Source organism: Psychrobacter sp. NPDC078501 (genome assembly GCF_044900935.1).
Classification (GTDB): Bacteria; Pseudomonadota; Gammaproteobacteria; order Pseudomonadales; family Moraxellaceae; genus Psychrobacter.
The window spans coordinates 622,390-637,320 of the sequence record NZ_JBJDOS010000002.1 but is presented as its reverse complement, the minus strand read 5'-3'; the positions used below and the strand labels follow the sequence as shown (position 1 = coordinate 637,320).

Genomic DNA, 14,931 nt, shown 5'->3' with positions numbered 1-14,931 from the left:
ATCAAGAGCGCCTCGGATCAAATGCGTCACGCAGTGCTTCACCAACGAAGATAAGCAATGACAAAATAAAGGTCAAACTAAAGAATCCTGACAAAGCAAGCCAAGGTGCATCAAGGTTGTTCTTCCCTTGTACCATTAGCTCACCAAGAGACGGCGAGCCAGGCGGCAATCCATATCCTAAGAAATCCAGCGCAGTTAAAGCGATAATATTAGCCGTTAAAATAAATGGCAACTGCGACAAACTAGAAGCTAACGCATTGGGTAAAATATGTCTGAGCATGATTTGGCTGTCCGAAACACCTAAATTGCGTGCAGCTCGTACATAGTCAAAGTTGCGGGCTCGTAAGAACTCTGCCCGTACCAAACCAACTAGACCCATCCAGCCGAACAACAGCATCATGGCGAACAGCATAATAATGCTAGGACTAAACAGACTGACCAAAATAATAATCATGAATAGCTGAGGCATACCGCCCCATACTTCCATAAAGCGCTGTCCTGCCAGATCTACCCAGCCGCCGTAATAGCCTTGTACCGCACCAACGATAATCCCAATCAGTGCGCCTGCAAGCGTCAAGGCCAGACCAAACAGTAACGACACTCGCATACCATAAAGTATCCGTGCCAGCACATCACGCCCCATATCATCAGTACCAAGCCAGTTCTGGGCATTGGGCGCTGCTGGATAAGGCAGACCAAGCTCGACGTTGGGCGTCTGATCGGCAAACGGGATAGGCGGCATTATATAAAACCCTTGCTCATCAATCAGCAACTGCACTGCAGGATCTTTATAATTGGTTTCGGTCTCAAATACACCGCCAAACGTCGTTTCAGGATAAGCTTTTAATACTGGAAAGTAATAATCGCCTTGATACTGCACTAATAATGGTTTGTCATTGGCAATAACATTCGCGGCCATGCAGATAACAAATATCACTGCGAAGACGAACAGTGATATCACTCCAAGACGATTTTGGCGAAAGCGATTTAAACGTGCTTGCCATATAGGGTTCAAGCGTTGCTTTTTTGTGGTAGATAGCTGCTCAGGCATTGGCGCTTTATCTGGTTCGCTATTAATAGTACTGCTCTTTGATGAAGGTTGATTATTTGACATTAGCGGCCCTCAAAATCAATACGAGGATCAATTAAGTGATAACTCAAATCACTGATTAATTGCAGTAGCAGCCCCACTAAGGTAAAGATGAATAGCGTGCCAAATATCACTGGATAATCGCGTTGTTGAATGGCTTCAAAACCTAGCAAACCGAGGCCATCAAGTTTAAAGATAATTTCAATCAAAAAATTACCCGCAAAGAAGATACCAACAATAGCGGCTGGAATACCTGCGATAATAATCAACATCGCATTACGAAAAACATGTCCGTATAGCACCTGACGCTCACCTAAGCCTTTAGCACGAGCGGTCAGTACATACTGCTTGCCCAGTTCCTCTAAAAAGCTAAATTTGGTCAAATAGGTCAAACCTGCAAAACCGCCTACAGTACTTGCCAGCAGCGGTAACGCCAAATGCCAAAAATAGTCTTTTACTTTACCAAGTGCGCTTAGCTGATCAAAATTTTCGGACGTCAGTCCCTGTAATGGAAAGATATTCCAATAGCTGCCACCCGCAAAGAACACCAGTAAAATCACTGCAAAGACAAATACAGGTATCGCATGTCCTATAGCAAGCAGCATAGCCGTGGTTTTATCAATGCCTGAGCCATGATGCATCGCTTTATAGACGCCTAGCGGAATAGCGATCATATAGATGAGCAACGTACTCCACAGCCCAAGCGATATCGAGACTGGTAACTTCTCTACGATAAGATCGGTCACCGACTGCCCTTTAAAAAACGACTCACCAAAATCTAGCTGAGCGTAGTTCTTTAACATGAGCCAAAACCGCTCTGGAGCAGATTTATCAAAGCCATATTGAGCGTTGATTGCAGCGACCATCTCCTCAGAGAGACCACGCGTGCCTTGATAAGTGCTGTCGTTGCCACCTGCACTGCCCGCACCAATATTACCGCCAAGCGCATTGTCTTTTGCGCCCTGTTCGATAAGTGCCAGCTGCTGCTCAACAGGCCCGCCTGGTGCCGCCTGTACGATCACAAAGTTGGCAAGCAATATCAAAAATAGTGTCGGCAATATCAGTAGTAGTCTTTTTAAGATATAACGACCCATAATGGCGACTTCCTAAGTAAAGAGAGATAGCAATGACGTTCAGCAGCGAATTGCGGTGTGTTAAAGAGGTTCTTAAAAGCAAATTATTTGTTAAAAACTTACTTTAAAAGTTGTTTTTCAGCTCACGTAACGCTGCAAATATTGTCAATGACTTTTCATCATCGATAGGCATTTTTGATTTAACTCCTGCGATTAAACTCGACTCTTGTGTACGTAAAAACACATTTACCGCGCGCTCATGCTCTAGTGTCACTGGTAGCGTTGCCATGCCTTGCTCAGTTTGCACCTCTGCTCGTGCTAAGGCTTGCTGCATCGCTTCGTTGTCAGGTTCAATAGACAGGCCAAAGCGCAGATTACTCGCTGTATATTCATGCGCAGGATACAGTAGCGCCTCATGAGGCAAGCCGTTCAAACGCTTAAAGCTCTCATGCAACTGCTCAATCGTACCAGTAAAGACACGCCCGCAACCTGCACTAAACAACGTATCACCGCAGAAGCAGTGCTTTTGCCCATCTATATCTAAGATATAGGCCATATGGCTAGCGGTATGCCCTGACACATCCCAAACCTGTGCAGAGCAGCCCCATGCGCTCACCGTGCTACCATCTTTGATAGTTTGATCTTCATCGACGCCATGCTCACTATGTGCAACCAGATGAGTCATCGGATACGATTCCTGTAACTCTGCGACGCCGCCGATATGATCATGATGATGGTGAGTCGTCCAAATCGATGTTAGCTCAAGCTCATGCGTCTCTAGATAATCAATAACTGGCTGGGCTTGACCTGGATCAATGACAATCGCTTGCTTATTATTTTCATTAATCAATGTCCAGATATAGTTATCGCTAAATGCTTTGATTGGGTGAATACGGATACTCATGTTAAATCCTTACCGGTAGTTATTTTTGTTACGTGTTATTTTGAGTTATCTAGGGCGTGTCCTCAATTCAAACGAGTGTCCTCTAAATGGGCTAAAAACAGCTAAATTTTGCCAAACATCGTCAAATAGTTGGTCAGTATCTCGATATTATCTGCACTATTTTCCTCGTTTGACGGCAATTTATCTCTTTTTTATCACCATTTTTAAAATGAGGACACGCCCTAATCTAACTGTTGTTTGATAGCAACAGCATATATGCTCAGCTGTCCGTTGTGACAAGGTCAGACCTTATAGTAAATATAGTTTACTGCTTTAAATATTTATTGATGCGCCCTTCTGCCTCTTTATCCACCCACCAGTAATCGATACCAACAGCATTGGTCGGTAGCTTTTCGGTATGGCGATACTGATCCCAATAGGCGACATTGGTGCCAGATTTGCCGTATAGCGGTACAACATAATGACCTGCGCGTAACAACCGGTCTAGCACCTGCGTATACAGTACAATTTCGTCACGATTTTTAGCATTACCAAGGGCAGCAACGACCTTATCGACAGCTGCATTCTTGATACCAGCACTATTATGATTACCCGGCTCATCAGCAGCAGCGCTACCCCAAAATGCCGCTTGCTCAGCACCAGGAGATAGACTTTGGGCAAATACGTCCACGACCATATCATAGTCAAAACGTCGCATACGCTCATAATATTGCGGCCCATCGACTTGGCGCAATGTTGCATCAAACCCCAAGCGTTTTAGATTGCGAATATAAGGCAATAATACACGGCCCATGGTCTCGCCTGTCATCAAAATCTCAATCCGGGCAAGCGATCCATCAGGCTGATATAGTTTCATATCCTCATAATAAAACCCAGCCTCTAACAATAGCTTACGCGCCTCTAATAACCCTTGACGATTAAAGCCGTTCCCATCACTGGTGGGTAGCTGCCATTCTGCTAATGTTGCTTGGCTCTGAATCGGTTCAAGCTCAGGCAATAACGGCGTCAATACCTGCATCTCTGCATCAGATGGCATACCCGTTGCGGCAAGTTCTGAGCCATGAAAAAAGCTTTGCAAGCGCTCATATTGCCCATGGAATAAGGTTTTATTCATCCATTCAAAATCATAAGCAGCCGTCAGTGCTTGACGAACTTTGATATCTTGAAAGATGGGACGGCGCAAATTCATCACCAACGCTTGCATCGGTACTGGATTTTGGCTGGTTATCGTCTCTTTTTGGATAAGCCCTGCTTTCACTGCGGGGAAATTATACCCAGTTACCCAGTTAGATGCTTTATTTTCGGGGCGAAAACGGTATTGACCGGATTTAAAACCTTCAAAGGCAATTTCATCACTTTGATAATAAACAAACTTGATCATATCAAAATTGTAGCGGCTACGATTGACCATCAAATCACGGCCCCAATAATTGGGATCACGTATATAACTTACCGACCGTCCTGCATCGACGCGTCCTAATTTATAAGGACCACTACCCATCAATGGTGACAGACTGATTTTCTCAAAATCGGTATCAATGGAAGATTTGGCAAAAATAGGAAATTGCCCAACGGTTAGCAAGATTTCTTTGTTTTCAGCAGATGCAAAGACAAACTTTACTTGTTGATCATTAATGATTTGAATGTCTTTGATATCACTTAGGTAACTGCGAATATACATGGGGCCTTTGTTCAATATCACCTCAAAAGTTGCTTTTACATCGCGACTGGTCACACCCGACCCATCCCAAAAACGAGCATTAGGATTGAGATGATAGATAATCCAGCTCGTATCGTCTGGATCATATGACACTTTACTTGCCAGCTGTGGATACATGGTAAATGCTTCATTTAATGAGCCAGTCATCAAAGTATCATACAGATAGTCTGTGCCAATCATCGCCACACCCGTGGTCATCCATTTATTGGCGCTATTAAACGTACCGCGAGCATCTAGAGACAGCGTACCCCCCGATGGCGCTTTTGGATTGGCATAAGGTAAGTAAGGTGCATTGATGTACTCAGTAGGACTATTGTGACCAAGCGCGGTCCTCGTGATAGGTGCAGCGATACTGCTCGGTATCCAACTGACGGTGATGGTTAGCAATACAGCTTTTAACAGGGCATTTTTTATTATCATGACGTTATAACAAACCTCTATGCTAACCAATATAAATATCAAAACGTAAAGCCTGACAGCAAAACAGCGTTATAGCAAAATTTTATCATAGCAAACTTAGGTTTTTTAACACTTTAGCGCAGAAGCTCCCTACTTCTAAAGTAGTGGGATGAATGCATTGTTGGTAGTAACTATTTCTACATGTGGTATTATTAATAATAAATATAGCACGAAATATAAGCACCGTCTGTATGCCCACTCAAATTCTAAACGCCCATAAAGTTAGGATATATCCTAATGCCGATCAGCAAGTATTCTTTGCTAAATCATTCGGTTGTACGCGCTTTATTTGGAATAAAATGCTTGGTGATAAGATTGATCATTACAAAGCTACTAAAACCACCCTAAACAACACCCCAGCTCAGTACAAAAAAGAGTTTGAATGGCTCAAAGAAGTGGATAGCCTGGCATTGGCTAACGTACAGCAACAGCTAAGAGCTGCCTATAGCAAGTTTTTCAAACAAGGCTCAGGTTTTCCTAAATTCAAGAAAAAAGGCATTAAAGACAGCTACACCACCAACAATCAAAAGGGAACGGTAGCCGTCACAAAAAACACCGTTAAACTGCCTAAAATAGGCTACATCAACGCCAAATTCCCCAGTAAAATAAACGGCTTAATAAAAAGTGCCACCATAAGCAAAACCCCATCAGGCAAGTATTACGTCAGCCTATTGGTTGAAACGGTCGTTGAGCCACTACCAAAGACTCACTCTAATATCGGCATTGATTTAGGACTGACCCACTTCATCGTCTTATCAAATGGATGCAGAGTTGCCAATCCTAAGTTTCTGGCAAAGTTGCAAGATAAACTGGCGCGAGAACAAAAGATTTTAGCCAAACGTAGAGCTGTGGCCAAAGCGGATCAACGTAAACTATCAGAGAGCGGTAACTACAAGAAGCAAAAACTTAAAGTTGCTAAAGTCTACGAGAAAATAACTAATAGCCGCAAAGACTTTCTACATAAGCTCTCATTCAATATCATCAAAAACCACGATGTTATTGCTATTGAGGATTTGAATGTAAAGGGTATGGTTAAGAACAGGAAACTTGCCAAAGCCATATCGGACAGCGCTTGGTCGGTCTTTACCACCATGCTGGCATATAAAGCGGAATGGTACGGTAAAACGCTTGTTAAAATAGACCAGTGGTATCCATCCTCTAAAACGTGCTCAGGATGCAGTCACTTGCTAACGAAAGCTGAATTACCGCTGTCGTTAAGATCTTGGAATTGTCCAAGTTGCCTGCAAGAAAATGACCGAGACCTCAACGCCAGTATTAACATCTTAAATCAAGGATTGCTACTGGCTAAACACTCAAAAACTGTCGGTGCGACAGGGTTAGCTTAGTCAATTCGCTTAACCGCTGATACAGAATATCGTGTCAAGTATGAGCGTTACCTAAGAAACCCCTACCTCTAAGGTAGTGGGTAGTTCATCCTAATGGTTTGCCGTGTTACGCGGCATCAGTGCGACATCTATCAGTACTACATCATTGATATTAGATATAATGGCAGCAGATATTAAACGCTTCTTCCTAAAACTGCGCATCGACAAATATACTCATAAAAAAAGACGCAACTTGTAAAAGCAGCGTCTTTTATTTTAAAGGCTATTATGACTTATGCATGCTTTTTTTCAAAAGCAATCATAAAGTCAACCAGCTGCTGTACCCACTCAAGTGGTACGGCATTGTAGATACTGGCTCGCATACCGCCTACATCACGATGACCTTTTAGATTTAACAAGCCAGCTTTTTCTGACTCTTCTAAGAATACTTTATCAAGGCTGCTGTCTGCTAAAGTAAACGGCACGTTCATGATAGAACGATACTTAGAATCTACTGGATTATTATAAAAACTGCTCTCATCGATTGTCTTATAAAGTAAATCGGCTTTTTGCTGATTGATTTTACCGATAGCAGCCACACCGCCCTGCTCTTCCAACCAATCAAACACTAACCCAGCCAAGTACCAAGAATACGTCGCTGGCGTGTTAGACATAGACTCTTTGTCAGCTTGATGCTCATAGTTCAGCAGCATAGGACACCATTCGCTGGCCTGCCCCATCAAATCATCACGGATAATGACAATGACTAGGCCTGCAGGACCGATGTTTTTCTGCGCACCCGCGTAGATCATGCCAAATTTAGACACATCTATCGGCTGTGACAAGATACAAGATGACATATCAGCAATGATTGGCGCATCTACTTGTGGTGGCTCAAATATCTGTAGGCCATGAATCGTTTCATTGGCACAGTAATGAAAATAAGCCGCGTCTTCACTGATGCTCCAATCGCTTTGCGCTGGTACGTCAGTAAAGTTATTCTCTTTGCCAGTTGCAACTAGGTTAATTTCGCCCAGACCCAACGCTTCATAGCGCTTGGCTTCTTTGATCGCTTTACTTGACCATGCGCCTGTCGTCAAATAGTCACCGCGTCCACCATTTAACAGGTTCAATGGAATCGCAGAAAACTGTAAGCTAGCGCCACCTTGCAAAAACAGCACTTTATAATTATCTGGTATTTCCATAAGCGTGCGTAGCTTAGCTTCCGCTTTGTCAGTAATGGCCATATACTCTTTACTACGATGGCTGACTTCCATGACCGACAGGCCGCGACCTTGCCAATCAAGCAGTTCGCTCTGCGCGCGTTCTAATACGGCTGTTGGCATGGTAGCAGGTCCAGCACAAAAATTTGGCAGACGATGCGGTGTGGCAGTTGCTGTAGACGTTGGGGTTGTAGGCATAATCACAGTCCTAGGTATGATGAAATAAAAGGATGTTTTTTATTTCAGTTTGTTGATAAAGGCATTGGTATCGACGTTAGTTTTCATACAACTCAATGAGATATCTGCTCCCACAGCTGACGTTTAGCATCACTGTCTGCGAGCATTTCTTCTAATGTCGGCACAGTGGTCAGATTGGGATGTTGGAGGCCGTCAGGCAGCGCGGTCAGTGCAACAACTTGTATCTCTTCGCTTCGGCCAATTCGAAAAATATATCCTGCAAGACTGGCATTGGCAAGCTCAGCAGTATCCATACCGTCGCAAATCGGGAATGATGTTGTCTCACAAGTGATTGATAGCGCTTGAGTGATGTTTTGCCATAGTTTTTGACTGTCACTATTTAGCGCTTTGATATCAACCAATATTACCCAGTCACCATAGCGGCCACCTTGCAGGTCAAATGGTGCTACTTTTTTTAAGCTATCATCATTTATGCTGTCATCACTAGTACTCTGTGGAAAACTACTTTTCGGAAAATTACTCTGCGCAAATTGAGGTTGCTCAATATGTGCATTCGTAGAGGTTACAGCAGTTTGGTTCGATGCAGTACTTGGGATGTCATGATAGATAGACCCAGCACTTGAACTAACAGCATCTGAACTGACCGTATTTGAATCAACGGAATCAAAACTATAGGTAACAGGGCTTTGCTCACTAGCCGTCTGTTCAGTGGTAGCTTGCAAATCAGTACCATACTCATCGGCAACATAGTCGCTAGCGTTATAATCACTGATATCATAGCCATCAGTCGGTTGATCAACTGTGCCTACAGCTTTAGCGCTCGCTACCTCATTGTTGTTAGACTCAATATCAATGGAATCAATATGTGATTGCTCAACCGAAGCTGTCGCAATGTCAGCCATATTGATGGTTTCTGACTCAGGCTGTACCCACTGATTGATACCCATCATCGCTAGAATTTGTCGTTGCTGCACACGGCGCTGTAATACAGTTAGCGGGTCTTGGGTATCACTCATTTGACTCTACTATCCCTACTCATTTTGTTTATATCATTTATAAATGTTTTTATTATTTTGGCAGCTCTCACTGAGTATGCATCACACTATTAATCAAATACTAAATACATACCAATCAAAACAACTGTCGAATACCGAGCCAACGCTCTGATATTACCAACAAACAATCGTATTCATCTTGGCTGATTATCGTATCGTGTAACATCACCGTATGCAACGTACTTAGCCATTGGCGATACTCATTATGCGTCGGCTGGCTCATCTCACTTTCATTATAATCTATTTGGCTACCATCCTGTTGCTTCTCTCGATAATTATCAGCATTCTGAGCACCTACCACGCGCTTGAGAGAGTGATTGGCAGAGACAGGAACCGCAGAAATAATCGCCAATAACTGAATGCCATTCAAATGCTGTGCTGTCAATAATAGCCACTGCAAATTAACATCGCTTACTGTCACAAGATCAATATCAATCAAGCGCGCATGTCGTCTCAAATCTACAATATAATGCGCTACACTGTCGTTACCTTCACTCAATAACGATCGGTCATGCATTGAGATCATCTGACCTTTTGCATCTTTTGATAGTCGATAAGCCAATAAGACAACAACTGATACTTCTGATTTATTAAGACCTGTAAATACTTGACCCGAAGGATCTAGTTGCGATCTTACGTCTTCCATACCAGTATTCAGTATTTGCGGCCATAGAGACTGCGCGTCTGTATCTTGTAAAACTTCAGATAATATTGGTAGCAACTGCTGCAAATGTAACGCTTGCCATAATGATAATATTGGCGATTTTTGATGTGCTAAAGCTAACGAATTATTCAGAGCCATAGCATGAGCGTTATCACTAGGTATATTTTGATCTGACAAATCATAAGCTAAGCTTTTGGTTAAGTCAGATGACAGCTGTTGGCTAAATAACTCAAATATGCCCTGCTGATAACGCCACAACATCGTACGGCATTTTTCTTGTTTTTTATAGTACTGATGACTGTCGTGACTATGACCGTCTTTACTTTTGAGCTTCAGATCTTCGATACATAGTTCAGATAAATTCTGTTGACGTAACTGGTTTAAAGCAAGCTCAATCAAAGCGCTGTCTAAACGCCTGTCCAAACTGGCTACTACTGTCATCAGCTTAGTATCTATCTTATGTAGCAATACTTGCTCATGGGAAGTCGAGTCAGTCGCAACAGAGAAGCCATCACTCCAAATATCATTCAAACTATAAGTGACAGTCGTTGATAAGGGTTGATGCTGATGGCAAAGCAAGACAGCTTCGACTAATGCTAGCGCACCTAAAGGATGATGACTATGATTGAGTATGTACTGCGGTAGTGATACCTTTTGAATATCGCTAACTTCAATTAGCGTGTTTTCTGGTAGATCAGCGTCAGGTTTGGACTGCCACGGTTTTAACAGCTGATGAGCGCCAACGTCTTCGGCCTGTACTTGAAGTCGCCCATCAATTACCACATCAGCTTCTACGGCAAACTCTAAACCGTCATCAATCCCTGATTCGCTACTATCCGTATTACGACCGTCGCTTATAGACTCAGCAAGAACTTCTTCGTCACTTGTCTGTTTATTGTCACCTGTATTAATCGTTGCAGCTGTTTGAGATCCAAGTAACGACGACTGCTGCAAGTTTTTTTCTGGGAAATCTTCACTTAGGCTATTTTCTTTTGTTGCTCCCCAATCACCTAAGCGGCGTTGCCTATATATCTCTTTAACTTTTTGCTGATTTATTCGCTTTTCTTTGGCGACTTGTACTGCGAATTGATGATAAGCATCCGCATTAATAGCGCTCATACGCTCAGTCAAGCTTGGATGGGTGGCAAACCATGATACATCACCCAAGTCTGCCCCACTACTAGCAAAGAAAAAATGACTGAGTCCATTGATATCGGCGATGCCAGACAAACGCGAGCCGAGCGAGTCTTGATGAATGGCTTTTAAGGTTTCGATAATCGCAGGTGTACGTGTCAATTGAACACTAGTGGCATCAGCAAGTAGCTCACGCTCACGATTAAAACTGTGCTTAATCAACTGCGCGCTTGCCATACTAGAGAAGCTTAAACCATGCAGTAGCAATGTCCAAACACTACGCGAGGCTTGACGATCTATTATAGGTGGCGTTTGCACCCATTTAGACTGACGCTTGGCTGAGGACTGCTGTTGTTGTGATTGCTGCTGCCAGTAAGCGACCCATTCACTATGCGTGGTGAAATTGGCAGTTTGCGCTTCTGTATTGCGTGCCAACATATCAACCTGTCTCTGTGATAGAGACTTTTGGGAAATACTATCGCTATCAAAGTGACTATAATTAGAGAGACGATTAGAGCTATGATTGGATATTGGGTCACTCCAGTCATACAGTATCTGCAAGCCTGCCAATACCACCATCAGCTGTAAATTAAAATTGGCATCGCCGTGCAATATATGACCATATTCATGACCGATGAGTCCATATAGCGCCTCATCAGACAGTTTATCTAACGCACCTTGGGTAACGACAAGTACCATATCTTGATTATGGCGACCAGCGACAAAACCATTGATACCCTGCTCGTCAGGTAGCACGTACAAAATAGGGGTTTGCAAACCTGAAGCAATGGCCAGTTGCTGTGCAATTTCATAGTAGCGACGATAAACGGGTGGAAAATCGCGCTCGTCACGTACTGCTATATGACGCGAACGATAGCGAACCTTTTCTTCAGCTTCGTGTTGATTAGCGACTCCTTGACTGTGCTCCCATGCTTCTTGACTATTATCAATGAATAGCCTAACTGCTCCTACTCGCTGAGCAATAGCGCGGCCACCTGCTCGCAGACGTCGATACTCTAAAAAACTACCACCAATGAAACTACCTAACGTCAAGACAATGACCAGAACCAATACCCAATGATATATACCGCCTGTAAATACTGTCAGCAGTATAGACATGACAGCCAGTCCTACAGCCATATGAGCAAGTACAATCAAGAAAAACAGTCCATAAAGTAATAGACTGCGACGTGTACGTATCCGCTGTTCACCAAAAAAATCCATCAGATTAGGCTGCCTAGAGTTCGCCAAAATTATCTAAACCTTAGCCCATATTGACAATCGGTGCCTGAGCAATCGCTTCTCTATCTTCAAATACCAACGGACTGAGTGGACGAAAGCCAAAAGTCGTACTAACGAGGTTATTTGGGAATACTTCGCGATCGTTATTATAAAACATCACGCTGTCATTATAATGCTGACGCGCAAATCCAATGCGATTTTCCGTATTGGTTAGTTCGTCCATGAGCTCCTTAATCATACTATCAGCTTTTAGCTCTGGGTAGGCTTCGACGACAGCGGAAAATTGACTCAACGCTTTGGACAACATACCTTCTGCTTTTGCAAATAGTGCCATGTGTTCTAGCGAGTCTGGCTGATGTTTATTAGAGTCTTGTAGATCTTGGGCGTGATTGCGCGCGCTAATGACGCGAGTGAGTGTTTCTTCTTCATGACTCAAATAACGCTTAGCGGTTTCGACCAAGTTTGGAATCAGATCATGACGACGCTTTAATTGCACATCTATTTGAGCAAAGCCGTTCTTTGCTTGGTTACGTGCGCGTACCAATCTATTAAAAATGGATACTCCAAACACAACTACCAACACCACAAACGCAATGAATAGCCAAACAAACATCTTCATAATCAAACTCCAAGGTGTCTAGAATGTTAATAAAAAGTTAATACATTGTATTTTAGCTCATATTAATCAATAAAACCTTAGAACTAGATCGGAACTACAAAGGAAATCGAACAGGAAGTTAAATTGAAAACTACATAAGCAAATAGATAACCATCAGACAAAATTTTGACCAAAAAAAAGCCCTTTACAATAAAGGGCTTCATACATCACAAATATGTCTTTTGTACTTTATTGATATTTATATCAAATTTTAGGCAAAAAAAAGCGACTCCATCAGCACATCCTCGGCACACACTATAACTATTACCGTTGCTACCTTCCGGTCCTGGCGGGATTCATAGAACAATGTTGCGAGGCTACCAATGGAGCCACCAGTCGCAAATTATACAAGAATTTTTTAATTTTACAACCCCTATCTTAAAACTGTTTGCTTTAGACCCTAAATAGCACTGTCATTTAGTTCATTAACTCATGTCCGCAATGTATGAGCACAAATTATATCAGTAACTTAGGTCACAAAATTCTCACAGCAACTTATATGAATTTTGCTATTTTAGTGAATGAAGTTGCACCCATGTCGATGTTTAAAAAACAATAGGGACAACTTTTCATGTATAAATGAGTGTTGATAATTGTCATTTATATATTATTAGAATCAACTTAAGAGATAATAATGAAAAATACTTTATTGAATAAAGCAGCACTAGCTTCTGGTACGGTCTGTCTTATGACAGCGATGATGGGTAGCGCCCATGCAGAACCCACTGGCTATGATCAACTGACGTTTCAGACAGAAATAAAAGAAGAAATTCAGAACGACGAAGTACGCGCCAGCTTGTACAAAAAAGCACAGGCCACTGACTCTAAGACTTTAGCCACAATGCTTAACACCTCAATCAACAATGCCATGAAAATCGCCAAGCGCTACCCTAGCGTGACCGTGAGCACAGGGCAACAGCGCACCTATCCACGCTACGACAAAAACGATAAAATTATTGGCTGGACAGGTCAAGCAAACATAGACTTAAAAAGTACAGACTTTTCAGCGACTAGCCAACTCATTGCTGACTTACAAGAAACCTTGGTGATGGACAATCTTAATTTTGGTGTATCAGACACCAAAAAGGATGCTCTAGAGCAAAAATTAATGACCGAAGCCTCTCGTGCTTTTCAGCAGCAAGCTAAGAGCCTTACCCGTGCTTGGGATGCTCGTGGCTACCGCGTCGTCAATGTTAACCTAAATACAGGTAGCAACTATCCACGTCCGATGTATAGCGCTATGAGCATGAAAGCAGATTCGCTTGAATCTTCTGTACCAAGCCAAAGTTTTGAGTCTGGTAATAGCACTATTTCGGTGACTGCTAACGGTACCATCGAGTTAACTAAATAAGACAGCTTATAGTTAAAATAAGTGATTTACATCAAAAAAGGCAAGCATCGTTAACGGTGCTTGCCTTTATATTCAATCATTATTGAGACTGAGCAACTTCCTGTTGACGCAGTTTTAGCATCAATTTTTGATACCAAGCTAACTTTTGATAAGCCAACAGCTGCGCTGCCTTTCTTTTGTTGTCTTGCAATGTGGTTGTATTTTGAATCACGTATACAGTACGTGTGATTTGCTCAAGTGTTTGGCCAGTTTCGCTTTGTACAACCGCCTTGATTGTATGAGCACCTGGCAAAACATCAACAGTAGCAATAGATGCGCTCAAACCTTGTGCAACCTCTTTATCATCAAAATAAATACGGGCACTATCACCTGCCTGTAACGCAGGCTTAATCTGTACATTGACATCGATATTCTGTACGGGACGACGATAGGCTCTCTCTTCGCTAGGTTCAGTAATGGCTAACTGATAGTTTACTGGCGTGGTCACCTTAGTATTTATCGCAGGCGACTCAGTAGCAGTCGCTGTCTGCGACGCATTTGATGATTGGCGACTTGTATTAGAATTGGTTGTCGTATTCAGACTAGTTGACCTGCTCGTCTCATTACCTGTCGTAATAGCCATTTGACTGACTTGTTTGCCAGCTTGCTGCTCATAATCCTGTGGACGGTCAGTAAAGGTGACTTGACCGGTTTGCTCGTCGACCACCTTATAAATGGGTGCAGCATTTGTGAGAGGTGTACAAAGACTAGCTAGAGCAACCGTAGTCCATAACCCAACTCTAATCTTATCCTTCAAGAAACTCGGTTTTGCTAATAAAGTCATAATCCATTAACC

General features: G+C 42.7%; 11 protein-coding genes and 1 other RNA gene. 2 read left to right on the top strand and 10 right to left on the bottom strand.

From position 1 onward, the window contains the following. Position 1 precedes the first annotated feature (1 nt). The 4 genes from ACI2IW_RS05600 to ACI2IW_RS05585 all read right to left on the bottom strand — a co-directional run bounded on the left by ACI2IW_RS05600 (position 2) and on the right by ACI2IW_RS05585 (position 5,204). A complete protein-coding gene (locus ACI2IW_RS05600) occupies positions 2-1,015 on the bottom strand; it encodes an ABC transporter permease (RefSeq protein ID WP_404692997.1) in 1,014 nt (337 codons plus the stop codon). Between the two features lie 98 nt (positions 1,016-1,113). Continuing rightward, the gene (yejB, locus tag ACI2IW_RS05595) at positions 1,114-2,184 is read right to left on the bottom strand and encodes a microcin C ABC transporter permease YejB (protein ID WP_404692944.1); all 1,071 of its coding nucleotides are present in this window, start codon (positions 2,182-2,184) and stop codon (positions 1,114-1,116) included. Between the two features lie 103 nt (positions 2,185-2,287). After that, positions 2,288-3,067 (bottom strand): hydroxyacylglutathione hydrolase, encoded by a 780-nt coding sequence (gloB, locus tag ACI2IW_RS05590; protein ID WP_404692943.1) that lies wholly within the window; start codon positions 3,065-3,067, stop codon positions 2,288-2,290. A gap of 304 nt (positions 3,068-3,371) precedes the next feature. Next, complete coding sequence (locus ACI2IW_RS05585) at positions 3,372-5,204, bottom strand: extracellular solute-binding protein (RefSeq protein ID WP_404692996.1); 1,833 nt, start codon at positions 5,202-5,204, stop codon at positions 3,372-3,374. 233 nt (positions 5,205-5,437) lie between these two features. On the opposite strand from ACI2IW_RS05585, the gene tnpB reads away from it, so the two are divergent. Then, positions 5,438-6,592: an IS200/IS605 family element RNA-guided endonuclease TnpB gene (gene tnpB, locus ACI2IW_RS05580; RefSeq protein WP_404692942.1), complete on the top strand. Its 1,155-nt coding sequence runs from the start codon at positions 5,438-5,440 to the stop codon at positions 6,590-6,592. Positions 6,593-6,864: 272 nt separating this feature from the next. Here tnpB and serC read toward each other — a convergent pair whose 3' ends face one another. The 5 genes from serC to ffs form a co-directional block, all read right to left on the bottom strand. Beyond that, positions 6,865-7,992 (bottom strand): 3-phosphoserine/phosphohydroxythreonine transaminase, encoded by a 1,128-nt coding sequence (gene serC / locus ACI2IW_RS05575; protein WP_341609259.1) that lies wholly within the window; start codon positions 7,990-7,992, stop codon positions 6,865-6,867. Positions 7,993-8,084: 92 nt separating this feature from the next. Continuing rightward, entirely contained in the window at positions 8,085-9,008 is a 924-nt protein-coding gene (locus ACI2IW_RS05570; protein ID WP_404692941.1) for a DNA polymerase III subunit psi, read from the bottom strand. Positions 9,009-9,123: 115 nt separating this feature from the next. Next, entirely contained in the window at positions 9,124-12,096 is a 2,973-nt protein-coding gene (locus ACI2IW_RS05565; protein WP_404692940.1) for a M48 family metalloprotease, read from the bottom strand. A 13-nt stretch (positions 12,097-12,109) separates the two neighbouring features. Beyond that, positions 12,110-12,706, bottom strand: a complete 597-nt coding sequence (locus tag ACI2IW_RS05560) for a LemA family protein (protein WP_201548292.1) — start codon at positions 12,704-12,706, stop codon at positions 12,110-12,112. 268 nt (positions 12,707-12,974) lie between these two features. Next, positions 12,975-13,071, bottom strand: an RNA gene (ffs, locus tag ACI2IW_RS05555) — signal recognition particle sRNA small type. A gap of 308 nt (positions 13,072-13,379) precedes the next feature. Between ffs and ACI2IW_RS05550 the strand changes: the two genes are divergently transcribed. Next, positions 13,380-14,096, top strand: a complete 717-nt coding sequence (locus ACI2IW_RS05550) for an SIMPL domain-containing protein (RefSeq protein ID WP_371547160.1) — start codon at positions 13,380-13,382, stop codon at positions 14,094-14,096. A gap of 79 nt (positions 14,097-14,175) precedes the next feature. Here the strand turns inward: ACI2IW_RS05550 and ACI2IW_RS05545 are convergent, their stop codons facing one another. Next, a complete protein-coding gene (locus ACI2IW_RS05545; protein WP_404692939.1) occupies positions 14,176-14,919 on the bottom strand; it encodes a DUF4124 domain-containing protein in 744 nt (247 codons plus the stop codon). Positions 14,920-14,931: the final 12 nt, after the last annotated feature.

Bases quoted from the DNA above. Each gene is read 5' to 3' on its own strand.
- yejB (WP_404692944.1), bottom strand. From the start codon at position 2,184: ATGGGTCGTTATATCTTAAAAAGACTACTACTGATATTGCCGACACTA.
- ACI2IW_RS05545 (WP_404692939.1), bottom strand. From the start codon at position 14,919: ATGACTTTATTAGCAAAACCGAGTTTCTTGAAGGATAAGATTAGAGTT.
- ACI2IW_RS05550 (WP_371547160.1), top strand. From the start codon at position 13,380: ATGAAAAATACTTTATTGAATAAAGCAGCACTAGCTTCTGGTACGGTC.
- tnpB (WP_404692942.1), top strand. From the start codon at position 5,438: ATGCCCACTCAAATTCTAAACGCCCATAAAGTTAGGATATATCCTAAT.
- ACI2IW_RS05570 (WP_404692941.1), bottom strand. From the start codon at position 9,008: ATGAGTGATACCCAAGACCCGCTAACTGTATTACAGCGCCGTGTGCAG.
- gloB (WP_404692943.1), bottom strand. From the start codon at position 3,067: ATGAGTATCCGTATTCACCCAATCAAAGCATTTAGCGATAACTATATC.
- ACI2IW_RS05560 (WP_201548292.1), bottom strand. From the start codon at position 12,706: ATGAAGATGTTTGTTTGGCTATTCATTGCGTTTGTGGTGTTGGTAGTT.
- serC (WP_341609259.1), bottom strand. From the start codon at position 7,992: ATGCCTACAACCCCAACGTCTACAGCAACTGCCACACCGCATCGTCTG.